22 protein-coding genes and 4 pseudogenes are annotated in these 22,327 nt (G+C 70.1%); 7 read left to right on the top strand and 19 right to left on the bottom strand.

The window, feature by feature from the left end; genetic code table 11:
* Window positions 1–8: 8 nt before the first annotated feature.
* Both B1L11_RS30935 and B1L11_RS52385 read right to left on the bottom strand, forming a co-directional pair.
* Window positions 9–905, bottom strand: a complete 897-nt coding sequence (locus B1L11_RS30935; RefSeq protein ID WP_079318930.1) for a hypothetical protein — start codon at window positions 903–905, stop codon at window positions 9–11.
* Window positions 906–1,162: 257 nt separating this feature from the next.
* A complete protein-coding gene (locus tag B1L11_RS52385; RefSeq protein ID WP_256863037.1) occupies window positions 1,163–1,753 on the bottom strand; it encodes a hypothetical protein in 591 nt (196 codons plus the stop codon).
* Between the two features lie 62 nt (window positions 1,754–1,815).
* Here B1L11_RS52385 and B1L11_RS52380 point away from each other — a divergent pair, with 62 nt between their 5' ends.
* A complete protein-coding gene (locus B1L11_RS52380; protein ID WP_256863036.1) occupies window positions 1,816–1,962 on the top strand; it encodes a hypothetical protein in 147 nt (48 codons plus the stop codon).
* 488 nt (window positions 1,963–2,450) lie between these two features.
* Here B1L11_RS52380 and B1L11_RS55330 read toward each other — a convergent pair.
* Window positions 2,451–3,104: pseudogene (locus B1L11_RS55330) on the bottom strand (serine/threonine-protein kinase); the annotation flags it as partial.
* Between the two features lie 320 nt (window positions 3,105–3,424).
* Here B1L11_RS55330 and B1L11_RS30925 point away from each other — a divergent pair.
* From B1L11_RS30925 to B1L11_RS30915, 3 genes are all read left to right on the top strand, one after another.
* A complete protein-coding gene (locus B1L11_RS30925) occupies window positions 3,425–3,850 on the top strand; it encodes a hypothetical protein (RefSeq protein ID WP_079318928.1) in 426 nt (141 codons plus the stop codon).
* 173 nt (window positions 3,851–4,023) lie between these two features.
* Window positions 4,024–4,488: a MarR family winged helix-turn-helix transcriptional regulator gene (locus tag B1L11_RS30920; RefSeq protein ID WP_079318927.1), complete on the top strand. Its 465-nt coding sequence runs from the start codon at window positions 4,024–4,026 to the stop codon at window positions 4,486–4,488.
* 40 nt (window positions 4,489–4,528) lie between these two features.
* Window positions 4,529–6,373 carry an MFS transporter gene (locus B1L11_RS30915; protein WP_143737659.1) on the top strand — a complete coding sequence of 615 codons (1,845 nt, stop codon included), beginning with the start codon at window positions 4,529–4,531 and terminating at the stop codon, window positions 6,371–6,373.
* Window positions 6,374–6,391: 18 nt separating this feature from the next.
* On the opposite strand, the gene B1L11_RS30905 is transcribed toward B1L11_RS30915, so the two are convergent.
* The 5 genes and pseudogenes from B1L11_RS30905 to B1L11_RS30885 all read right to left on the bottom strand — a co-directional run bounded on the left by B1L11_RS30905 (window position 6,392) and on the right by B1L11_RS30885 (window position 11,705).
* Window positions 6,392–7,153, bottom strand: a complete 762-nt coding sequence (locus B1L11_RS30905; protein WP_079318925.1) for a GAF and ANTAR domain-containing protein — start codon at window positions 7,151–7,153, stop codon at window positions 6,392–6,394.
* Between the two features lie 143 nt (window positions 7,154–7,296).
* Window positions 7,297–8,360 (bottom strand): annotated as a pseudogene (locus B1L11_RS30900) (lactate 2-monooxygenase).
* A gap of 167 nt (window positions 8,361–8,527) precedes the next feature.
* Entirely contained in the window at window positions 8,528–9,577 is a 1,050-nt protein-coding gene (locus tag B1L11_RS30895) for an amidohydrolase family protein (RefSeq protein WP_079318924.1), read from the bottom strand.
* Window positions 9,578–9,726: 149 nt separating this feature from the next.
* A complete protein-coding gene (locus B1L11_RS30890; protein WP_079318923.1) occupies window positions 9,727–10,470 on the bottom strand; it encodes an SDR family oxidoreductase in 744 nt (247 codons plus the stop codon).
* Window positions 10,467–11,705: an acyl-CoA dehydrogenase family protein gene (locus tag B1L11_RS30885; RefSeq protein ID WP_079318922.1), complete on the bottom strand. Its 1,239-nt coding sequence runs from the start codon at window positions 11,703–11,705 to the stop codon at window positions 10,467–10,469. The genes B1L11_RS30890 and B1L11_RS30885 overlap by 4 nt, the downstream gene beginning before the upstream one ends.
* A 98-nt stretch (window positions 11,706–11,803) precedes the next feature.
* Between B1L11_RS30885 and B1L11_RS55325 the strand changes: the two are divergent.
* Together B1L11_RS55325 and B1L11_RS52365 are read left to right on the top strand one after the other, a co-directional pair.
* Window positions 11,804–11,914: pseudogene (locus B1L11_RS55325) on the top strand (TetR family transcriptional regulator); the annotation flags it as partial.
* Window positions 11,915–12,045: 131 nt separating this feature from the next.
* Window positions 12,046–12,444 (top strand): hypothetical protein, encoded by a 399-nt coding sequence (locus tag B1L11_RS52365; RefSeq protein WP_256863033.1) that lies wholly within the window; start codon window positions 12,046–12,048, stop codon window positions 12,442–12,444.
* A gap of 148 nt (window positions 12,445–12,592) precedes the next feature.
* On the opposite strand, the gene B1L11_RS45775 is transcribed toward B1L11_RS52365, so the two are convergent.
* The gene (locus B1L11_RS45775) at window positions 12,593–12,946 is read right to left on the bottom strand and encodes a hypothetical protein (protein ID WP_143737656.1); all 354 of its coding nucleotides are present in this window, start codon (window positions 12,944–12,946) and stop codon (window positions 12,593–12,595) included.
* Window positions 12,947–13,158: 212 nt separating this feature from the next.
* Here B1L11_RS45775 and B1L11_RS30875 point away from each other — a divergent pair, with 212 nt between their 5' ends.
* Window positions 13,159–13,641, top strand: coding sequence for a hypothetical protein (locus B1L11_RS30875; RefSeq protein WP_143737655.1), 483 nt, complete (start codon window positions 13,159–13,161; stop codon window positions 13,639–13,641).
* 51 nt (window positions 13,642–13,692) lie between these two features.
* Here the strand turns inward: B1L11_RS30875 and B1L11_RS30870 are convergent, their stop codons facing one another.
* The 10 genes and pseudogenes from B1L11_RS30870 to B1L11_RS47245 form a co-directional block, all read right to left on the bottom strand.
* The gene (locus B1L11_RS30870; RefSeq protein ID WP_218671421.1) at window positions 13,693–14,646 is read right to left on the bottom strand and encodes an alpha/beta hydrolase; all 954 of its coding nucleotides are present in this window, start codon (window positions 14,644–14,646) and stop codon (window positions 13,693–13,695) included.
* A 2-nt stretch (window positions 14,647–14,648) separates the two neighbouring features.
* Window positions 14,649–15,479: a carbohydrate ABC transporter permease gene (locus B1L11_RS30865; protein WP_079318920.1), complete on the bottom strand. Its 831-nt coding sequence runs from the start codon at window positions 15,477–15,479 to the stop codon at window positions 14,649–14,651.
* Window positions 15,469–16,410 (bottom strand): carbohydrate ABC transporter permease, encoded by a 942-nt coding sequence (locus B1L11_RS30860; protein ID WP_218671420.1) that lies wholly within the window; start codon window positions 16,408–16,410, stop codon window positions 15,469–15,471. The genes B1L11_RS30865 and B1L11_RS30860 overlap by 11 nt, the downstream gene beginning before the upstream one ends.
* A gap of 1 nt (window position 16,411) precedes the next feature.
* Window positions 16,412–17,692: a sugar ABC transporter substrate-binding protein gene (locus B1L11_RS30855; RefSeq protein WP_079318919.1), complete on the bottom strand. Its 1,281-nt coding sequence runs from the start codon at window positions 17,690–17,692 to the stop codon at window positions 16,412–16,414.
* A 41-nt stretch (window positions 17,693–17,733) separates the two neighbouring features.
* The gene (locus B1L11_RS30850) at window positions 17,734–19,338 is read right to left on the bottom strand and encodes an FAD-dependent oxidoreductase (RefSeq protein ID WP_079318918.1); all 1,605 of its coding nucleotides are present in this window, start codon (window positions 19,336–19,338) and stop codon (window positions 17,734–17,736) included.
* Window positions 19,339–19,344: 6 nt separating this feature from the next.
* Window positions 19,345–19,800 (bottom strand): substrate-binding domain-containing protein, encoded by a 456-nt coding sequence (locus B1L11_RS52360; RefSeq protein ID WP_256863039.1) that lies wholly within the window; start codon window positions 19,798–19,800, stop codon window positions 19,345–19,347.
* A 430-nt stretch (window positions 19,801–20,230) separates the two neighbouring features.
* Window positions 20,231–20,380, bottom strand: a pseudogene (locus B1L11_RS52355) (LacI family DNA-binding transcriptional regulator); the annotation flags it as partial.
* A gap of 102 nt (window positions 20,381–20,482) precedes the next feature.
* Window positions 20,483–20,806: a hypothetical protein gene (locus B1L11_RS30840; protein ID WP_079318917.1), complete on the bottom strand. Its 324-nt coding sequence runs from the start codon at window positions 20,804–20,806 to the stop codon at window positions 20,483–20,485.
* Window positions 20,803–21,147, bottom strand: coding sequence for a hypothetical protein (locus B1L11_RS30835; RefSeq protein ID WP_079318916.1), 345 nt, complete (start codon window positions 21,145–21,147; stop codon window positions 20,803–20,805). Before B1L11_RS30835 ends, B1L11_RS30840 begins: the two co-directional genes overlap by 4 nt.
* A 14-nt stretch (window positions 21,148–21,161) precedes the next feature.
* Window positions 21,162–22,327, bottom strand: a 1,166-nt coding sequence (locus B1L11_RS47245; RefSeq protein ID WP_218671417.1) for a hypothetical protein, incomplete at its 5' end; no start/stop codon positions are given.

Genomic DNA, 22,327 nt, shown 5'->3' with positions numbered 1-22,327 from the left:
GCGCTCGGCTAACGCGACCGATTGCGCCCCGCACCCTTCGGAGTCAGCAGGGAACGCAGCGCTGATCGCGTGGCTGCGCGAAGAGCGGCTCCCCTCCGGCGCTCGACGTGAGAGAGTTCCAGTTCTTCTTGGGAAAAGTCCTGATAGAGGCGGATATCGCGAGCACGCGGAGTGCGGATCCACAAAGGAGCGCCGATCAGAATCCGGCTCGGGGGAGTCAGGTCCTTGTATCTGGTTTCGGACAGATCCACGTCATAGAAGATCTCGGCCACCCATTCGGCATTGCTCTCGATATCCCCGTACGTGAAGGCGCGCCGCCACGCCTGGAACGTGTCACGACCCCCCTGGTGTCGCGCTACCTGGCAGGCATGGAAGGCGAGTTCCTCCCGCGTGAGCCCCTCGAATCCCCGAGCGCACTTCTCTTCAAGGAATCGGCGAACCTCCGGCGCCGATGACGATGTCCATCCCCACCCAGAGGTCCACTCCGCACCTTGGACGTGATCTGCGAAGTTCGTCATGCTGCCGAACAAGCAGACACCTATGGAACCATCGCCGTCCGCCTCCGTATAGATCATCGCTCGATTCTGGCTTCCCCCATCGGGGCCGACGAATTCGCCGAAGACCACGGAGCCTTGCCCCCGTGCGTAGCGGACACCGGGCGGAGTGCTCTCGATGTCCGTGACGATCGTCTCGCCGAGCGCCCTTTCGACCTGGTCAGACAGTCTCGCGCGATGGTGAACCGTTTCGGCGGCGGTTATCTCGACCTGCGGAAGCATTCCGCCGAAGTCAGGGGTAGTGGTCTTGGTCGTCCACTTACGCAGGTCGATGCCATTGTCCTCGAGCGTTCTCCGCACGCGGCGCTCCGACCAGTAAAGGTACGTCACCGAACCGCCGAGCACACCCATGCCGATCCTCCAGACCTACTGCCCGGCTCCCCTAGCTCGCCTGGACCAGTCCTCCATCCTTGCGCCACCAGTCGATTAACTTCCTGGGATTCGGGGCATTGAAGTGGAACGCCTCGATGTTCAGCCGCTCGTCGGTCCAGACGAGGTTGTACCAGATGCCATTTCTTCTACAGGTCAGCCGACCGGAGGATTCACCGTCGATGGTGTATGCGCCCTCTCCGACGAAGTCCTTCGGATACGTGTCGCAGGGTGTTTCGCTATGCGCGGCACAGGGGGCCGCACACCACGCCGACGATCGACGCGTCTCGCACATTGGTCGCTATCTGTTCCTTCGACGGGCGTACGCAATTGACTCGCGACGCCGCCGGGATGTGCCGTAGCAGAGCCTGCTCGGCGGCCGTGGGGAACGCGGGTCGCGCCTGCGCGTTGATGACCCGCGCGACCTTGTCCATGGAGGGAGTGTCGGACGTGCTCCACCAGTCGGCCAGCTTGCGGGGGTCCGTACCGGACACCCGGGCCAGAATGAGGAACGGTTCGACGCTCCACTCGACGGCGAACCCGCCGCCTGCCTCCGGATGGCACAGCACGCCGCCGATCTCCACACTCTTGTGGTCGTACCGGTTGCTGCCGAGAAACCCGCGCGGGTTGGTCGCGCAGGAGATGCCGTACGGCGCCCGGATCCTGCCCGCACGCTCGTCGTAGGCGCGCCGCAGCGCGGGCAGGTCGGTGAAGCGATAGTAGGAGACCGCGGTGGCACCCGCGCCCGGATCGCACTCGACTCCCGCCACCGCCTCCGGATACCTGTCCAGGTCGCCGGGCTCGACGCGCTTGCAGCCCTTCGCCTCCATGTCGTCGATCAGCGACCTCTCGTCCCTGGTCGGGAACGGCGGTTCGCCGAGGAGGGCGGCCCATGTGCGGGGCAGGCCCGGCTCTGCCGCCCTTCGACATGCCGGCGCGCGCCACGGTCCTCGCCGCGGTGTCGGTCCAGATCAGGGACCTGGTGTCGCCCGCCGTCCGGCACAGGACCCGCCCCTTCGGGGGCCCGACCCCGGGGTAGCGGTGCTCGCCCGTGTCGGCCGATGCGCAGTCCCCGCTGCCCTGGACGACACCGGCCTCGCGTACGGCGGCTTCGTACGCCTCGTCCATGTCCGCCGCCGTGTCGAACAGGCCGAACACCACCTCGTCGCCGGAGCCGTCACGGCAGCTCAGCGAGATGTCCGCCCCGGGAAATCCGCCACGTGTGCCGGCGCGGGCACAGGTCGCCTGTAGCGACTTCGGGACGCGCGCCAGCGCGGCCGAAGCGAGGTCGTCCCTGTTCACCACATACACGATCACGCCGATGGCGATCACCGGCACCGTCGCCACCAGCATCGTCAGAATGCGCCGCCCGCGGCTCCCCGGCGGCGGGGGTGGTGGCGCAGGAAGGTCCGGCCCCGGCACGGCGCCGACGACCTCGGCGAGCCGGGCGGCCAGTTCGGCGCACCCTGTGAAGCGGTCGTCCGGCTTCTTCGCCAGCGCGGTGGCCACGATGTCGTCGATGCGGCTGTCCAGATTCGGACACGAATCAGTCACCCGCGGCGGCGGCGCATGGAGATGGGCCCACATCACCGAGACGGGGACGGGCTCGGGGTATGGCCTGCGTCCGGTCAGGCACTGGTACAGGACACAGCCGAGGGAGTAGACGTCGGTCCGCTCGTCGACCTTGCGGCCTTGGATCTGCTCGGGCGAGGCGTAGTCGATCGTGCCGATGAACTGTCCGGCCGACGACGTCTCGTCCGCCACGTGCTTCGCGATGCCGAAGTCACAGAGGTACACATGTCCGGAGTCACGGTCGATCAATATGTTGTGCGGTTTGACGTCCCGGTGCACCAGGCCCTTGCCGTGCGCGGCGTCAAGGGCGGCGGCGACCTGGCGGATGATCCGCGCGGTCCTGGCCAGGCCGAGGGGGCCCTCGGCACGCAGGAGCCCGGCCAGGTCGGTGCCCTCGACGTACGGCATGACCAGGTAGAGCAGTGGGCCCGCCTCACCCGCCTGATGGATCGGGATGACGTTGGGGTGGCCGAGCCGCGCCGCACTCTTCACCTCACGGTGGAAACGCTCCCGGAAGCTCGGTTGATCGCACACGCTCGGGTTGAGGACTTTCAGGGCGACCCTGCGGTTGGCGAGGCCCACCTCCTCCGCCAGGTGCACCTCGCTCATGGGCGTCTGGGAGAGCCGGCGGATCAGTCGATACCCGGGCAGTAGCCGCTGCAGCTCGGGCCGCGTGGGAAACGTGTCGGCCGCCGAGCCGCCCAGCCCCATCTCCATGGCCATCTCCAGGAAAGCGTCCGGCTGATGGGGCCCCGGACCCCTCACCAGACCGGAACAACGACGAAGACCAAAGTTTTACCACGCACAGGATTCGTCTCGTTACTGTACGCCACGACATCCCGGATATCTCCCGCCCGAGTGCCGCGCCGACTCGTACCAGCGCTTCGTATGCTGTACGGTACGCCGTACGGCAGAAAGGGGCATATTTCGTGTATGAGCCGAGCGGCGAGGAACTGAAGAGCATCGAGGACTGGTTCGCCCAGTACGACGCGCTCGCCGAGCAGGGGGCGATCGAGCAACTCGCCGACCTCGCGGTCTTCCCGATGAACCTGGCCACCGACGTGCCGGGCGGCTTCGCGGCCGTACGGCAGTGGACGCGCGAGGAGTACGTCGAGGCGATGCGGGAGGCCATGGGCGGCGGAACGGCGGGGCTCGACATGGAGTCGGTGAGGACGCCGCACTTCCTCAGCCCCAACCTCGTGTTCGTGGAGACCACGGCGACGATGACGGTCGAAGGCCGGCGGGAGAGCATGCGCTACGGCGACCTGCTGGTGCGCACCGAGGACGGGTGGGCCTTCCAGACGATGGCCCAGGGCGGCTGGGGTTACGGCTGGCCGCCCGCCAGGCGCGGCTGATCGGGCCCAAGGGCCGGCCCTGTTCGTGCAGGGGAAACGTCGGCGGCGGGGTGCCCGTCGCCGACGTATCCGTTCGCCCGCCGAAGCCGGGGCGACGTGGGGGCGATGTGGTGCACTCCGGAGAGTTGTATAAGCTTCCTATGTAAATTCGGTTCCCGTCCGGAGGAACACCTGTGTCCGTCACCCCGAGCGCCGATCCCCCTGAGGAGTCCCAGGCGGTCGCGGCCGTCCTGGACGACCTCGCGGTGCTCGCCGTACGGCGGCTGTCCGCGCAGAGCGACCTCAGCCTCACGGCCGCGACGACCCTGTCCTACCTGGACCGCAACGGCCCGGAGCGGCTGAGCGTCCTGGCCGCGAAGCAGTCCGTCACCCAGCCGTCGATGACCCAGCTCGTGCAGCGCCTGGAGCGCGAAGGCCTGGTGTGCCGGGCGGTCGACGACCTCGACGGCCGCGCGGTGCGGGTCAGCGTCACCGACGCCGGCCGGGCGCTGCTGGCCGAGCGGCGCCGGCGGCGCAGAGAGCGGCTCACCGAGATGCTCGGCACGCTGTCCCCCGGCGAGCTGCGCGAGCTGACGCGGGTCGCCGGCGAGTTCCTCCCCCTGCTCCGGCGCCTGCTCGAGGGCACGGCGGACGAGTAGGGACCAGGGCGCTCCCCCTCGCTTATTTCCAGGAGGTCCGGTGAGCTCTGCTCATGCCCCCGTCTCCAACCCCTTCAAGCAGCCGAAGGCGGTCTGGGCCGTCGCCTTCGCCTGCGTGATCTCGTTCATGGGGATCGGGCTGGTGGACCCGATCCTGCCCGCCCTCAGCGCGAAGCTGCACGCCACGCCCAGCCAGGTGTCGCTGCTGTTCACGAGCTACCTGGTCGTCACCGCCGTGGCGATGCTGGTGACCGGGTGGGTCTCCAGCCGGATCGGCGCCAAGCGCACCCTCATCGTGGGCCTCGCCCTGATCGTGGTGTTCGCCGCCCTCGCCGGGGCGTCCGGCAGCATCGGCGGCATCGTCGGCTTCCGCGCCGGCTGGGGCCTCGGCAACGCCCTGTTCATCGCCACCTCGCTGGCCGTCATCGTCGCGTCGAGCAGCGGCGGCTTCGCCGGTGCGATCATCCTGTACGAGACCGCGCTCGGCGTCGGCATCGCGGTCGGCCCCCTGCTGGGCGGCGTGCTCGGCGGCATCAGCTGGCGCGGCCCGTTCTACGGCGTCGCGGTCCTGATGGCGATCGCGCTGATCGCCACCGTCACCCTGGTGCGGCCCACGCCCACGCCGGCGAAGAAGACCGGCATCGCGGCCCCGATCAAGGCCCTGCGCCACCGCGGCCTGCTCATCCTGGGCCTGACCGCGCTCTGCTACAACTGGGGCTTCTTCACGGTGCTGGGCTACGCGCCGTATCCGATGGAGCTCGACGAGCACCAGCTCGGCCTCGTCTTCACCGGCTGGGGAATCCTCGTCGCGATCTTCTCGGTCTTCGGCGCCCCGCGGCTGCAGGCCCGCTTCGGCATCGCCCGCACGCTGTACGCCAATCTCGTGCTGTTCAGCATCGACATCCTGGTGATCGCGCTGTTCACCGACAACCGGATCGCCGTGATCTGCGGCGTGATCGTGGCCGGCGTCTTCATCGGCGTCAACAACACCGTCACCACCCAGGCGGTCATGACCATCTCGCCGGTGGAGCGGCCCATCGCCTCCGCGTCGTACGGTTTCATCCGGTTCATCGGCGGCGGCCTCGCGCCCTTCGTCGCGGGCAAGCTCGCCGAGCACTTCGACAGCCGGCACGCGCCGTTCTACATGGGGGCCGCGGCCGTGCTCCTCGGCGCGGTCGTCCTCACCACCGCGCACCGGCAGCTCGGCGAGGCCGAGCGCGCCCAGGCGGCCGAGATGGCCGCCGCCGGCCCGGCGCCGCACGGCGGGAGGAACTGGAGGAGGAGGCCCTGGCCGAGGACCTCGGCTCGGCCACCTCGATCGACGCGCCGGCCGGGGGCCGGGCGCGGCGGTCCTCGGCGCGGCCCGTGCGATTTTCCCATTGTTTTGCCGCGGGTGCGGGAATGGTATGGCCCGCCCGGTTGTGGTTACTCATGTGTGGGCTGGTCGTGGCCTTCAGAAGTGAGGGGATGCGGCCGGCCTCGACCACGGGAGAACCGAATGGGTCCCGAAGTCCCCTCCGCTCTTCCTCCCGCGCAGGAACCACCCGCCGTGTGTGCGTGGGCAGGGATGACGCGGATCATCGCGTGCGGTGAGATCGACATAAGCACGTCCGGGCAACTGTACGGCGGCGTCCTCGAGGTCCTGCGGCGGCAGCGGCCGAGCCGCATCGAGGTCGACCTCGCGGGGGTCACCTTTCTCGACGCGTCCGGCATACGTGCGTTACTCATGAGCCAGACCGCCGCGGCCGAGGTGGGATGCCGCCTCACGCTGATCAAGCCGAGTCGCATCGCCCACAGAGTCCTGGAGATCGTCGGCCTGCTCGAGACCTTCGGTCTGGCCGTGCTCCCGCCGCTCTTGCCGGGTCCGCGGCGGCCGCACGGCTGATTCCGCCCCGCCGGCCGGTCAACGGTCTCCACGGGTGCGCAGCTCCCCGGTGTCCACCAGATACTCGGCGACGTCGACCAGCTTGGTGTTGGTCTGCTGACTGGCGCGTACGAGCAGGGAGAACGCCTGGTTCGCGGTCAGCTTGTGGCGTTCCATGAGGACGCCCTTCGCCTGGCCGATGAGGTCGCGGACAGCCATCGCGTGCCTCAGTTGCTCCTGTTGCCGCGCTCCCGACATCGCCACCGCCGCGTGGGCCGCGAACAGCAGGCCGACATGCTCGGATGCGTCGTCGAAGGCGTTCTTCTCACGTGAGTACAGATTCAGGGCGCCCAGGTTGTCCTTGTGGACGTACAGCTGGAAGGAGAGCATGCTCTTCACGCCGAGATCGAGGGCGCGCCGGGTGAACTCCGGCCATCGCTTCTCCTGGGTCATGTCCGACAGCCGCACCGTCCTGTGCTTGTAGGCGGCGTCGAGGCACGGTCCCTCGCCCGTCTCGTACTGCGCCCTGTCCACCTGCCGCACCACGTCGCCGGTCGCGGCCGGGGTCTCGACCTCACGGCGGCGGATGACGACCGTCAGCCCCGCGTGCTGCGCGCCGGGGACCGTGTCGACGGCCGCGCCGACGATGGCGTCCAGCGTCTCCTGGGCGGTGTCCTCATCCTGTAGTGTCCGCGCGAGATCGCTCAGCTTCACGGCGAGCTCGTCGTCGGCGGCGTGTCCGGTGAAGGCCGAAGACGGCCGGCCTCGCCCGTTGCCCCCACTCGCATCCCTGACGGCCACACACCTCACCACCCCTCGGCTGCGACGGCTCCGAGTGGCTCATTCGCACCATGCCCGCACCATGACGCCGTCATGCCGAGCGGAGGCCGCCAGGGGCAGCGGATTTTCCGAGCGACCCGGGGATCGACCACGCGAGGGCCGGGTCAGATCCGGGTGAGCAGGTCCGGGGTGAGCGCGGCGAGCCCGGCGCAGCCGGACAGGGCCAGGGTGAGATCGGTCTCGGCCAGCACGCAGCGGATCACGTGCTCCACCCCCGCCTGGCCGTCCAGGCCCAGTCCGTACGCGTACGGGCGGCCGAGCAGCACGGTCCTGGCGCCGAGCGCGAGCGCCTTGACGACATCGTCCCCGGTGCGGATGCCGCCGTCGAACAGCACGGTGAGCCGGTCGGCCACGGCGTCGGCGACGGCCGGCAGGGCGTCGGCCGCCCCGATCGAGCCGTTGACCTGGCGTCCGCCGTGGTTGGAGACGACGACGCCGTCCATTCCGGCGTCGGCGGCCAGGCGGGCGTCGTCGGGGTGCAGGACGCCTTTCAGCACGATCGGGCCGTCCCAGTGCTCGCGCAGCAGCGCGAGGTCGGGCCACGTCTTGCCCGGGTCGCCGAACATCCCCACGAAGTGCAGGACGGCGGCGTTCGGGTCCTCGTGCACGGGCCGGGCGAGCCCGGCCTGGAACGCCGGGTCGGTGAAGTAGTTGGCGGTGCCGACACCGCGCAGGAACGGCAGGTAGGCCTGGTCGAGGTCGCGGGGCCGCCAGGCCAGCAGCGGCGTGTCGAGGGTGACGACCAGCACGGTGAACCCCGCCGCCCTGGCCCGGGTGAGGAAGCTGAGGGTGACCTCGCGGTCCTTGCCCCAGTAGAGCTGGAACCACCGCTCGCCGTCCCCCATGGCCGCCGCGACGTCCTCCATCGGCGTGCTGGAGGCCGACGACAGGACGAAGGGCACGCCGGTCGCGGCGGCGCGCGGGCGGCGGCCCGCTCGGCCTCCGGATGCATGATCGACAGCACGCCGATCGGCGCCAGTGCCAGCGGCGCGGGCAGCCGCCTGCCCAGCACGGTCACCGACAGGTCGCGTTCACGCACGTCGCGGAGCATCCGCGGCACGATCCGCCAGCGGTCGAGCGCCTCACGGTTGGCGCGCTCGGTGCGCCCGCTGCCCGCGTTGCCGGCGACGTAGCCGACAGGCCCCGGGCCGAGCCGCCGCTCGGCCATCTCCTCCAGCCGGTTCAGGTCGGTCGGCAGCCGGGGCACGGCCCCCGTCATGCCGTTGAGATAGATCTCGTACTGGAAGTCCGCCCAGCTCATCGCGCTCGCCCTCGCTCCGCTTCCACCCGGCCGTCGCCCCGGCGGCTTCCGGCGAACACATTATCGGGAACCGATCACCACGCCCCGCGCGCCGGGTGAGGGTTCGCGGCGCGGGAGGTGAGGCGTTCCCAGTTGCGGTGGGCGATGTCGGCCTTCTGCTCGTCGGTGAAGGGGGCGTTCTCCAGGAAGGAACGGGCGACGCCGGCGCTGGTGTCCACGAAGGGGAAACCGCCGGGGCGGAACCCGTAGGTGAAGGGGTAGTCGGTGGAGTACAGCATCCGTTCCGTCCCCACGACTTCGGCCGTCCAGCGGAGGTAGCGGGGGCTGACGGTGCCGCTGCCGGCGACCCAGAAGTTGTGCGTGAAGTAGTCGGCGAGAGGGCGGGCCAGGCCACCGGCGTCGGCGAAGAATCCGGTGTGGTCGAGATAGAAGAGCACGACCTCTCCCCAGTGGCCGGCGATCACCTGGAGATCGGGGTACCGGTCGAAGACGCCGGAGAAGATCATCCGTAGGTACTGCACGCCCAGGTCGTAGTACCAGCCGATCGCAGGCCCCGCCAGCGCGGTCCCGATGGGACCGATGTTCGAGTAGTAGGCGTCCATCACCGCCTGCACAGGCATCTGCGGGTGGAAGTGGAGGGGAACTCGCAACCGCTCCGCGGCGGCGTACAGCTCGTCGTACTGGGGGTCGTCCGCGAGCTTGGATCCGGTGCGCCCGTAGAGCATGGCGCCCGGGAAGCCCAGCTCGGTGACCGCCCGCTCCAGCTCCGCGGCCGCGGCCGACGGCGACTGGGTCGGGATCGCGGCGAACGCCTGGAACCGGTCGGGGTTGCCGGCCACGATCTCCGCAAGCTGGTCGTTGGTGTCGCGGGCCACGGCGACCGCATCCGCGTCAGGCAGGTTCTGCGCGCCCGGTGACGAGATCGACAGCACGGCCACGTCGATCCCCTGGTCGTCCATGTGCGCAAGCCTCGTCTCCGTGGTGTCGCGCAGTCGCCGGGCGACGGGACTGTCCCCGAACCCCAGGTTCGGCAGCTCCGGCACCCCGGCCCGCGACCACGCCTCCATGATCGCGGGCAGGACGACGTGCTCTTCCACTGCGACGATCCGCAGTCGGTCGGACATGCGATGCTCCTCAGCGTTCTGTTTCCACTGGAACCAGAATCAGCGTATCAGCGTTAATAACGTCGGAACTACATGCTCGTTATCACTGATACACTTCGACGTGTCCGCTGAGTGGGAGCAGCATTGCTTACGCCGCGGCCATCGGCCGATCAGCGGGGGCCGGGGGCGCGGCGGAAGGCGAAGGGCTGGCTCTCGCGGCCCGGTACGACGAACCAGCACTCCCCGGTGCCCTCGCTCGCCAGCAGCGAGAAGAACGCGTCGACGACCGTCTCGACGTCGAGGATCGGGAACTTCATCTGGTCCAGCAGCGCCTTGGCCTCGGCGTCGAGGATCGCCGTGTCCGCGAACGACGGGCACAGCCCCTGCACCCGGATGCCGAGGGGCTCCAGTTGCGGGCCGAGCGAGCGGACGAGCCCGACGACCGCGTGCTTGTTGGCCGCGTAGACGGGATCGGAGGGGATGCCCACGATCCCCGCCATGCTCGCGGTGGCCACGATCACGCCCCCGGCCCGCATCGCCGGCAGCGCGGCGTGCACGCCGAAGACGACGCCGTCGAGGTTGACCCCCATCACGCGGCGGTAGCGGGCGAGGTCGAAGTCCTCGCCGAGCCCGAACCCCGAGGCGACGCCCGCGTTGAGGAAGGCGAGATCGAGCCGCCCGTGCCGCTCGACGGCGAGCGCGACCGCGGCCTGGTTGTCCTCCAGCCGCGACACGTCGGTCCGCACGAACGCGGCGCCGATCTCGTCGGCGGTGCGCGCCCCGGCCTCGGCGTCGACGTCGGCCAGCACGACGTGCGCGCCGTACGCGGCCAGGCGGCGGGCGACCCCCGCGCCGATGCCGCCCGCGCCCCCGGTGACGAGCGCGACCTTGCCGGAGATGTCGTCGGTGTTCACAGCGGGAGTCCTCCCGTCGCGGCCCTGGTCGAGCCGGTGGCCCGGTACGCCTCGATGGTGCGCTCGGCGATGCGCATCTGGTGGATCTCGTCGGCGCCGTCCGCGAAGCGCGCCCATCGCGCGTGCTGGAACATGTGCGCCAGCGGGGTGTCGGTCGAGTAGCCGAGCGCCCCGTGCACCTGGATGGCCCGGTCGACGATCCGGTTCAGGCTGTTCGCCACGAAGTGCTTGGCCATCGAGACCTCGGTGCGGAAGTCCTCACCCTTGTCGATCTTCGAGGCGGCGTGCAGGACCATGAGCTTGCACTGGTAGAGCTCCATGGCCGAGTCGGCGATCATCCACTGCACGCCCTGCTTGTCGGCGAGCAGCGATCCGTGGCTGAACCTGTCCAGCGCCCTGCCCACCATCATGTCGAGAGCCGTCTCCGCCTGCGATATCCACCGCATGCAGTGCGCCAGCCGCGCCGGGCCGAGGCGGTACTGGCCCAGCCGGTGGCCGTTGCCCCGCCCGCCGAGCACGGCGGAGTCCGGCAGGCGCAGGTCGGTGATGACGATCTCGCTGTGGCCGGTCGAGCCGTGCATGGTCTCGATCTCGCGTACGTCGTTCCAGCCGTCGGCGGGCAGGTCCACGAGGAACGCGGTGTTGGCGCCCCGCGCGCCCTCCGGCAGGTCGAACTCGGTCTTGGCGATCAGGATGGCGAAGCTCGCCCTGCGGGCGTTGGAGATGAACCACTTGTGCCCGTTGATCACCCACTCGTCGCCGTCCTTCAGGGCGTTCGTACGGATGAGCGTGGGATCGGAGCCGGCCACCTCCGGCTCGGTCATCGCGAAGCACGACATCTTCACGCCGTCGAGCAGCGGGCGCAGGTAGCGCTCCTTCTGCTCGTCGGTGCCCCAGTGCAGCAGCGTGTGCATGTTGCCCTCGTCGGGGGCCGCGCAGTTGAGCACCCACGGGCCGAGCCTGGTCTTGGCCGCCTCGGCCTGCACCATGGCCAGTTCGACGTGGCCGAGGCCCATGCCACCCCACTCCTTGGGCATGTGCGGCAGCCAGAGCCCCTCCTGCTTGGCTTTGCGGCGCAGGTCGAAGATCGTGCGCAGGTACTCCTCGCGGGTGAGGACCTTCTCCTCGGAGTCCTCGAACGGTTTGACCGCCGGGATCACCGTCTCCTGGACGAACGTCCGCACCCGCGCGCGTATCTCCTCGTGCTCGGGGGCGAGCGTGAAGTCGATGGCCATGATCCTCCCTCGGGCACGATAATGCGACTGACGTGCCGAATAATGCGATCGCCTGAAATACCGTATCCTTCGGCCGTACGAGCGACAAGGGAGGCGCGATGCCGGCGGAGACCACGGTCCGGAGGCTCGTGGACGCCGCCGAGCGCCTGTTCGCCGAGCGCGGCATCGACGCGGTGTCGCTGCGCGAGATCAACGCCGCCGCCGGGCAGCGCAACTCCACCGCGCTGCAGTACCACTTCGGCGACCGCGCCGGGCTGCTGAAGGCGGTGCTCGCCAAGCACGGCCGGAGATCGAGGCGCGGCGCCACCAGCTTCTGGACGAGTACGAGGCACGCGGCCCGTTGCCTCAGGCCGAGGCCCTGCGTTCGCTCGCCGCCGCGCTCGTCCGCCCGGCCGCCGCCAAGCTGGCCGACCCCGACGGCGGGCGGGACTACCTGCGCGTCATGGAGCAACTGGTCCACCGCATGCCGCCCAGCCTCCCCGAGGACGGCGGCGGCAGCGTCGACCGCTGGCGTGAACTGGTCGCCCCCCTGCTCCCCGAGGCCGCCGTACGCCTGCACCAGCGCTTCATGGCGATCCGCATGACGTACGTCGAGCTGGCCCGCCGGGCGAGCGGCCCTCCGGCCCGGGACGAGCGCCTGTTCACGAGCCACCTGATCGACGTGGTCTCGGCGGTCCTCGCGAGCGAGGTCTCCGACGAGACCGCCCGCCTTCTCGCCGAACGCGAGCAGCGCCCCTGAGACCGCCGCAAGAGCCCGAGATCGGACGCGTCTCGGCAGTGCCACCAAACCGCTTGACGATGTGTCACGCTATGGCATGTAATAGTCACGGTCGGTGACAAGAGGTCCAGGGGACCTCTTCCCGGGCGACCGGGATAGCCGACCTCATTCATGCGGTGCCCCAGGGAGTCGTCATCGATGCCAGATGCGGCCGTATGTGACTGTCGAACCATTTGCACGGCCGCCCTTCCAGATCGCGCTGCACCGCCCACAGGGCATAGTCGGCCACTTGAATACCCCACGTGCTTTGTGCGTCCCACACGCAGAGCACGACATCTCTATCTGCCGACAAATCTCGGCAAACCTCGGCAAGCGCCTGCCGCGCGTTCATAACCCGTCGGTTCGTGGTAAGCGTGGCCACGATCACATACAGCGTATCGCCCGGCTTGCTGATAATCGGCAGCAAACCCCTGAAATGCGCATACCACGCCAGTTTATAAAGCCAATATGATCGTTCTCGCACCGACGGGTGAGCCCCTCCTATCACAGGGATAAACATTGACCCCTGCAATAGGAGCGACCACAGGACCGGCCTTTTTGCAAGCCGGGATGGCGGTGGCACGGAAGGCGATCTGCCTGCTTTGTTCTACTACGTCCGAGCGGAGCGCCCCGGATGCTAGCGTGATCATGCCCATATCCACGTATCTGGGGTGATCGATGATCCGACGAAAGCCTTTGAAGATCACTCGTTGGGCCGCGGGCGGCATGACCCTCGCCACCGCTGCCGCCCTCACTCTGGTGTCCGCCGGGCCGGCGCAGGCCTATCCCAAGGGCTCGTGCGGGCAGTCGTACCGCAAGGTGGCCGACTATCGGCTGACGCAAGGGGCCAAGGACGGGAAGTCGTACGGCACCGTCACGCTGTACCAGAGCCCCACCGCGCACGCGAAATGCGCCATCGCCCGGGTCGCGCCCGCTTACATCGGCAAGACGAGCTACCTGTACGTCGAGCTCTTCGTGGACGAGAACGGGAACAAGAAGTACGACGGCCCGGACAAGGAGGCCGCCAGCGGCAGCGAGAAGTACAAGTGGTTCGCGGGCCCGGTGCACATCTACGGCGTCGACCACCGCTGCGTCCAGTTCGCCGGAGCGGTCAGGATCGGCTCCAAACCCCTCGTCCGCGGCGGCACCCCGTCGGGCAAGTGGATGTACTGCGGTTAGAACAGCCGCTCGCGGCGGGCCGCCGCGGCGCTCGGCGCGTGGATGAGGGGATCAACGCAGGGCGCGGGTGAGGGCGGCGACGCGCTCGGCACGGGCCCGGCGGCTGAGTGCCGCGCCGGGCACGACGGTGTCGAAGCCGTGGAAGGCCCCCGGCCAGAGATGGAACTCGACCGACACCCCCGCCCGGGCCAGCCGCAGCGCGTACTCGGCGCACTCGTCGCGGAAGACCTCCAGCTCGCCCACGTCCACGTACGCCGGGGGGAGGCCGGACAGGTCGGCGGCCCGCGCGGGGGCGGCGTAGGCCGGCACGTCCTCGCCTCCGGCGGCGTCGCCGAGCAGGGCCGACCAGCCGAACCGGTTGGAGCCGCGATTCCACGTCACGGCGTTGTCGAAGGAGCGGCCTGAGGGAGTCACCTCGCGGTCGTCGAGCATCGGGCACAGCAGGAGCTGGAGGACGAGCGCGGGCCCGCCGCGGTCGCGGGCGAGCAGCGCGGTCCCCGCGGCGAGCCCTCCGCCGGCGCTCACGCCGCCCACCGCCAGCCGGCCGGCGTCGATGCCGAGATCGGCCGCGTGGGCGGCGGTCCAGGCGAGACCGGCGTAGCAGTCCTCCACGGGCGCGGGATGGGGATGCTCCGGTGCGAGCCGGTAGTCCACAGAAACCACCACGCAACCGACGCGGCGCACGTACGACCCGGCCCGGGCGTCGTCCGCCTCGGGGCTGCCGAGCACCATGCCACCGCCGTGGATCCAGTACACCCCCGGCAGCGGGCCGTCCTGGGCGGCCAGCCGGTAGACGCGCAGCCGCATGTGGCCGCCAGGGCCGGGGATGACCACGTCCTCCACGCGGACCCCCTCGCCCACCTGTGGCGCCGCCGCGGCCAGGCCGGCCGCCCGCCGGGCCCGCAACGCCAGGAGGTCCTCGTACGTCGCGCCCGACAGGTCCGCGGTCGCGGGAGGCTCCCGCTCGACGGCCGCCCTCAACTCCGGGTCGAGGTTGGGGTGCATCGTCAGCCTTTGAGTCCGGTGTGGGCGAGCCCCTCGATGAACTGCCGCTGCGCCACGACGAACACGATCAGCACCGGGATCGCCGTCATCGAGGCCGCGGCGAGCTGCACGTTCCACATCGGGCCGCCGTACGCGTCGACGAACTGCGTGAGCACCTGCGGCAGCGTGAACTTCTCCGGGGACGACAGGTACACGATCGGTTCGAGGTAGAGGTTCCAGGAGTGGAGGAAGGTGAAGACGGCCACCGCGCCGAGGGCGGGGCGGGCCAGCGGCAGCGCCACCCGGGCGAACGTTCCGAACCGCCCGAGACCGTCCACCCGGGCCGCCTCCTCCAGCTCGCCCGGCAGGCTGACGAAGAACTGCCTCATTATGAACGTGGCCAGCACGCTCGGCGCGCCGAAGATCGGCACCAGGATCAGAGGCCAGTGGGTGTCGGTCAGCCCCCACCCGTTGAACATCTGGAACAGCGGCACGATCGTGACCTCGCTCGGGATGAGCAGGCCGAGCAGCACCACGAAGAACAGCACGTTCTGCCCGGGGAAGCGGATGCGCGCGAAGGCGTACCCGGCCAGCGCGGCGACCGCCATCGTGCCGGCGGTCACCACCAGCGCGATGTAGAGGCTGTTCCAGTACTGCTGCGCGAACGGCTGGAGCTGGAACACCTGCCGGAACGCGGAGACGTCCCACCGGCCGGGCAGCAGCGACGGCGGGAACGCGAAGATGTCACCGACCGGCTTGAACGACGAGGTGACCATCCACCACGTGGGGAAGACGAACGGCACGCAGAGCACGCACAGCAGCCCGTACACCGCGGTCTTGGCCCTACGACTCATTGAAGACCCACTTCCGGCGCATCCGCCACTGCACGAGGGTGAGGGCCGCGACGATCGCGAACAGCACGACCGACAGGGTCGCGCCGTACCCGAAGTGGTGGAACTGGAACGCCTGCTGGTACAGGTAGTAGACGAGCACGGTGGTCGACATGCCGGGACCGCCCTGCGTGAGCACCGCGATCTGGGCGAACACCTGGAGCGACCCGACCACCGTGATGATCGACGTGAGCAGGATCGTGGGGCTGATCAGCGGAACGGTGATCCGCCGGAACCGTGTCCACGCGCCCGCGCCGTCGAGCTGGGCGGCCTCGTAGAGCTGCTTGGGCACGCCCTGCAGGGCGGCCAGGAACAGCACCATGTTGAGGCCCACGTTCTTCAGCACCTGCACGACGATCACCGAGACCATCGCGGTGGCCTCGCCGCGCAGCCAGTTGGGCCCGGTGACGCCGAACGCGCCGAGCACGCCGTTGATCCCGCCGTTCGACTGGAGCAGGAACTGCCAGACGATCGTCCAGGCGACCAGCGACACCACGACCGGCGAGAAGAACAGCGCCCGGAAGAACGTCGTGCCGCGCAGCCGCTGGTTGAGCAGCACCGCCAGCAGGAGGGCCAGGCTGAGGTTGAGCGCCACCAGGCCCACGGAGAAGAACGCGGTCGCCCACAGCACCGAGCGCAGGTTGGCGTCGCCCAGGAGCTTGGCGTAGTTGTCGCCGCCGGTGAACTGGAAGGTGCCGGCCAGCACGTTCCACTCGTGCAGGCTGTACCACCCGATGAGCGCCAGCGGCACCAGCACGAACAGGACGCTTCCGGCGAGCTGGGGGGCGATGAACAGGTAGCCCGCGAGCACGTCCCGGCGGCGAGTGTTCCAGAAGGGGGCCCCGCGGGTGGCGGTCCGCGCCGTCACCCGCGAGTCGATCTCCGTCACCGCCACGTCACGCGCCCAGCATCGGCTGGATCTTCGCGCAGACGCCGTCCAGCACGGTCTTGACGTCGGCGCCGGGCTGCCACAGCGGGTCGAGTGCCGCCCTGACGGTCTGCGCCAGCTCCGCCTGGCCCGCGTGGTTGGGCTTGACCACGCCCTTGGCGATGCCGTCGATCACCACGCGCTGCAACTGCTCGGGCTTGAGCAGCGGGTTGCTCTTGGCCAGCGTCTCGGAGGTGAGCTGGGAGGCCCGCGGCGGCGGGAAGTACGCCGCGAGCTTGGCGGAGTTGGCGGGGTCGGTGAAGAAGGCGAGGAAGTCGGCCGCGAGATCGGCGTGCGGGGAGCTCTTCAGCACGCCGATGCCGGCCTGCCCGAACACGGCGTACTCCCCCTTGGGCCCGGCCGGGAGCGGCACCAGGTCCCATGTGAATTTCGCGTCCTGCAGCAGGGACGCCCGGGAGATCTGGGTGATCGTCATGGCGGCCTCGCCGGCGAAGAAGTCCACGCTGGTCCCGGGTCCGGGCAGGGCCTTGTCCGTGAAGATCGCCTTGTGCAGGGTCGTCATCGCCTCGACCATCTCGGGGCTGTTGAACTGGCAGGTCCTGCCGTCGTCGCTCCACGCCCTGGCGCCCCAGCCGCCCCAGAACGAGGCCAGGTTGTCCCAGCTCTTGTAGTCGAAGTCGCGGATGACCAGGCCCGCCTTGCCCTCCTTCTTCGCCACGGCGGCGTTCATGGCCAGGGCCTCGTCCCAGGTCCACTTCCCGGCTTTGATCAGCTCCTCGGGGGTCTTCCGCCCGGCCGCCTTGAGCAGGTCCTCGTTGACGAACACCCCGAAGGGCGAGGTCGAGAACGGATAGGCGTACAGCTCGCCGTCCTTCTCCCACAGCTTCGTCGCCGCGGGCGTCAGGTCGGCGAGGTCGTAACCCTGCGCCTTGCCGAGCATGCCCTTCAGCGGCACGAGCGCCCCGGAGGAGACGAAGTCGGGCGCCGAGCCCTCCAGGATCCAGGCGAGGTCGGGGGCCTTTCCGCCGGCGATCTGGGTGGTGAGCGTGGTGGTGTAGCTCTCGAACGGGATGGGGTCGAACGTGATCTCCCCGACGTCCGGATGCGACTTCCGGTACTCGGCCGCGATCTCGTTGAACAGCTTCAGGTGGGCCTCGTTGGAGGTCCAGATCGTCATGCGGAGCGGCTGCGGGCCGCTCGCCGCCGGCGCGGCGGCGTTCCCGCCGCCGCACGCGGTGGCGAGCAGCGCGGCCGTCGCGAGGGCCGCCAGCCTCCCGAGTGGTTTCATTCGTCGGTCTCCTTACCGTGCGTCCCCCGAAGATCGTGTTTTCAGTAGCCGGCGACCTGCGGCCAGCGAAGCTCGACGCCGTCGTCGGTCAGACGGCGCTGGAAGTCGTCGAGGAGGGCGTCGCCCTCGCGTACGGCGTGGGGGGTCGTGCCGCGGTCGAGGCAGAAGGCGGCCAGCGCGCCCGCCGCCTCGCCGATGTTCCACTCGACCGGATGCAGCCGGTAGGCCCCGTTGGTGATGTGCGTGGTCCCGATGTTCTTGCCGGCGGGCAGCAGGTTGGTCATCCGCCGGGGGATGAGCGCTCCGAGGGGGATCTCGAACGGCGAGCAGCCCACGTCGATGTAGTTGTCGCCGCCCGTGCTCGGGTGGAGGTCGATGCGGTACATCCCCACGCCCACGGAGTCGGCGTAGCGGACCGCGCCCTTGTCGCCGCGTACGGCGAGGGACAGGTCCTGCTCGACCACCGTGTAGAGGGCCCTGATGCGCCGCGACTCCCTGATGTAGGCGGCCTGTGCGAGACCGTCGGCGCCGCCGGTGACGTCGCCGCGCAGCCGCAGGCCGGGGAAGCCGGTGCCGCCGTCCGGCCGGGGCGCCTCGGTCTGCAGCCAGTAGAGGACCGACAGCGACAGCTCACGGGCCGCGGCGAGGTGCCTGCCGGCGTCCGGGACGTCGATGACCGGCCCCTCGAGGTAGTCGATCATGGGCCAGTTGACGAGCGTGATGTCGCTGTCGTACGCGCCGGGGACGAAGTTGCGCCGGGCGGCGATCCTGCGGAAGGTCCACAGGTTGGCGTCGCCGGGGCTGAGCCGCTGGTCGGCCACCACCGACAGCGGGTCGTCGTCGGGGTTGGGGGTGAACGACCGCTCGACGATCTCCAGGGTGCGGGGGTGCGGGCAGCGCCACGACAGCAGCCGGTCGCCCCAGAAGGGCGGCTGGTACTCCCGCCAGAACCCGTAGGAGGCGGGCCTGTCGACGGTGTGGTCGCCGTCGACGTGGTCGATCGCGAAGCACACCGAGACCGCCTGCATGTTGAGCGGCTGCGCCTCTGCGGGCGCGCTCGGCTCCCCGGTCTCGGCCTGCGACTCGAACCCGGTGACGTACTCGGTGCCGGTCATCGGCAGCAGTTCGCCGGTCTCGGTGGCGTCGAGCACGTACGGCGCCGTGACCGTGATCCGGCCGCCGCCGTCGCGGTGCTCCACCGTCACGCTCGTCACCCGGTCGCCGTCCACCTCCGCGGCCACCGGCCGGTACGGCTGGAGCACCCGCAGCCGCCCGGACCCCCGGTAGGGCGCCAGCATCGCCTCGATGACGGCGACCGCGACCCTCGGCTCGTGACACAGGCGGCTCACGTGCCCGGCGCCGGGGTTCAGCTCGCGCCAGGCCCGGGACCGCTCGGTCAGCGGATAGTGGTCCCGGTAGTAGCGCCGGATTCCGTCGCGCAACGCCCGGTAGCTCGCCGTCACGCCGAACCGCTCGACCCACGAGTGCTCGTCCGGCGGCACCGCCTGGCTGGTGAGCTGGCCGCCCAGCCAGTCGTACTCCTCGGTGAGGACCACGGTGCGGCCGGCCCGCAGCAGGGCCAGAGCGGCGGCGACCCCGCCGAGCCCTCCGCCGACGACCAGCGCGTCCGCCGTTGTCTCGCTCACGTGCGATTACCTTCCTTCGTCGGGCCGTGCGGAGGCGAGGGTCGATCCCTCGACGAACTCGCACGGCAGCAGCTCCTGGGGCGTTCCGCCGCGTTCGAGCACCTGGGCGAGCAGTTCCACGGCCCTGCGGCCCATCTCGCGCCGGGGGATGCGGAACCCGGTGAAGTCGATCTCGACGTGGACCGGCCGCGTGGGGGCGCCGAGCGCGAGGATCGACAGCTCACCGGGCACGTCCACGCCGCGTTCCCGAGCGGCCTGCACGATCGCGACGCCGTCCGCGGACTCCTCCACGAACGCGGCGGTCACGCCCGCCGCGGCCAGGTCGTCGAGGACGTCTCCCGGCCCGCGATCGGCCACCGGCACGTGGATCCACTCCGTCCCGACGGCGGCGACCGCCTCGCGGAAGCCGCGCATGCGATCGGCCGGGGACTCCGCGCCCGTCCCCGCCCCGACGTACGCCAGCCGCCGGTGGCCGAGGCCGTACGCACGCTCGACCAGCGCGCGTACGGCCGGCGGGGTAGTCGGCCCCGACGTACGGCACCGGCCCGCCCGCGTCGTCGCGGCGGCCGACCGACACGAAGGGGATGTTCTCGGTCAGCAGGCGGGCCAGGTCGTCGCGATCGATCGTGCGGCCGAGCAGCACGCATCCGTCGGCCAGCCGGATGCGGCTGTCGGGGTTGAAGATCCGCCGCCGCTCCCCCGACGCCTTGGCGCTGGTGAACAGCAGCAGGTCGCAACCGAGCTCCTCGGCGCACTCCTCGATGCCGACGAGGAACGGGTGGTAGAAGTCGGCGCTCGCCGTCGGGAAGACCGCCTCGTAGGTGAACACGCCGAGGATGCGGTTGCGCCGCTCGGCGAGCCGCCGCGCGACCGGGTCGGCGACGTACCCGGTCTCGCGGATCACCCGCAGCACGCGCTCACGGGTCTCGGGCGCGATCCGCACGTCCGCGTCGGACCGGTTGTTCAGCACCAGCGAGACCGTGGTCTGGCTGACACCGGCCATGCGGGCGATGTCCTGCTGGGTGAGGCGGCGGTTGGTCACCACGTGGGTCCTGTCTGATAATGCGCATTAGCGAGAGAGAACTTCATTCTGGAAGCCGCGGAGTGTCCGCGTCAAGACGTGTTCTTCCTGGAGTAATACGCATTAGCCGCACGTGATGCCGACGTCGATGCTGCCGTCGTGAGGGACGCGCAGCACGTGGACGAGCCGCCTGGCGTCGCGGAAGTAGGTGGAGGAGCCGAAGCGCAGCGAGGCCGTGCGCGCCGTCCCCCAGCGGATCCGGATCAGCGCCGCTCCCCTGCGCACGTCGATCCCGTCGGCCGTCGCGGTGGTGTTCACCCGGTACGGCGCGGGCGTGCCGTCGGTGAAGACGACGGTGTCGGTCGGCAGCAGGACGAGCGGGATCTGCTCGGTCGCCGCCGCGTCCGAGCGGACGGCGCGGCGGACGGTGTCGCGCGTGACGGTCACCTCCGTGCGGATCGATCCGTCGGCGGTGCCGTAGCGGATGCCGAACGTCCCCTCGCCCCTGGAGTGCCGCCCCGTCCATGGGACGCGCCCGGCTCGCCGGCGAAGTACTCGGCCGGCTGATCTCCCGCGTTGTCCGGCACGCCGTTCGCCCGCACGGTGCCCCAGCAGCCCTGGTTGTTGTTGTTGAGGGAGTGGACGATCGTCCCGGCGTCCGGGTGCCACAGGAACGTCAGGCCGGTCCTGCCGTACGACGTGCCGCGGGCGCCGAAGTAGCCGCCCAGGTAGAGGCCGGGACGGCGGACGAACACGAAGTCCTGCCCCAGATCGCTGCGGATCTCCACGAAGTGCTTCCACTTCAGGTACGGCAGGCTTCTGACCGCCTTGTCCTTGGCCTTCCTGCTGGGGAAGCGTTCGCCGTAGATCGCGTGGGTGAGGATGCGCGGCGAGGTGTCCTGCTTCTGGGCCGGGGCCACGGGGGCGGTGTCGGCCGCCCAGGCGGCCGCGCGGCGGCCAGGTCCTCACGGGCGGTCATGAACGCCGCCAGCGCGGGCACCTCGGGCACGAACAGCGAGTTGAGCGCGGTGCGGTCGGGGTCGGGCCGCACGTCGTCGTAGAACCGGCTGCTGGTGCGCGTCGACGGCGCGATGTTGCCGATGTAGCCGCTGCCGTCGGGCTCGCGCACCAGGTTGTAGCCCAGCCAGTCGGCGAACCGCCCGGCCATCGCGACGAGCGTCGGGTCGCCCGTCTGGTGGTAGGCGTCGGCCATCTCCGGCAGCATGACCTCGAAGTTGTAGTTCATGTCCATGCCGCGCTGCTCGTAGAAGAACCCGGCCGGGCTCTGGCCGTCCGCGGCGAGCCTGGCGATACCCTCCGCGAGGCGCTGCCGCAGCGCGGGATCGGGGTCGAGGTTCAGGGCGAGTGAGGCCCCGGCGAGGCCCGAGGTCGTCTGGTTGGCGTAGGCCAGCGGCTTGTTCTGCCACACCCTGGTGGTCGCCGGGTCGAGGAACCAGGTCATTCCCCGGTGCAGAGCGGCTTTGATCTGCTCCTGGCGCTCCGGCAGCGCACCGGACCGCCGGAGGATGTCCAGGGTCTTGCTCAGGTAGCCCATGCCGAAGCCGGTGGGCGCCATGCCCCGCTCGTCGATGTCGTACTCCGGCCACGAGCCGTCGTCGTGCTGCAGGCCGAGGTAGTGGCCCAGCGCCGCGTCGAGCGCGGCGAGCAGCGCCGAGTCGCCGGCGTACGGGTTCCAGGGGCGGGCGTTCGCGTAGAACCAGGCCAGCGTGTAGACGTGCTCCTGGACGCGAGCGTTGTACGGCGCCGACGGGGTGCGCCACCAGCCGCCCTTGAAGAAGCCGTAGGCGGCCGGGTCGGCGTCCTCGATGTCGTTCACCATCGGCGCGAGGATCATCAGGTAGGGCGCGTAGCGCTGCTCGGCTGGGGCGAACAGGCGGCGGTCCGGGGCCCCGGCGGGCAGCGCGGCCAGGTCCGGCAGCGGGCCCGTCGTCGCGGCGTCCGCCCGCC

This window comes from Microbispora sp. GKU 823, assembly GCF_002027145.1.
GTDB lineage: Bacteria > Actinomycetota > Actinomycetes > Streptosporangiales > Streptosporangiaceae > Microbispora > Microbispora siamensis.
This window is presented reverse-complemented; position numbering and strand designations above follow the sequence as displayed.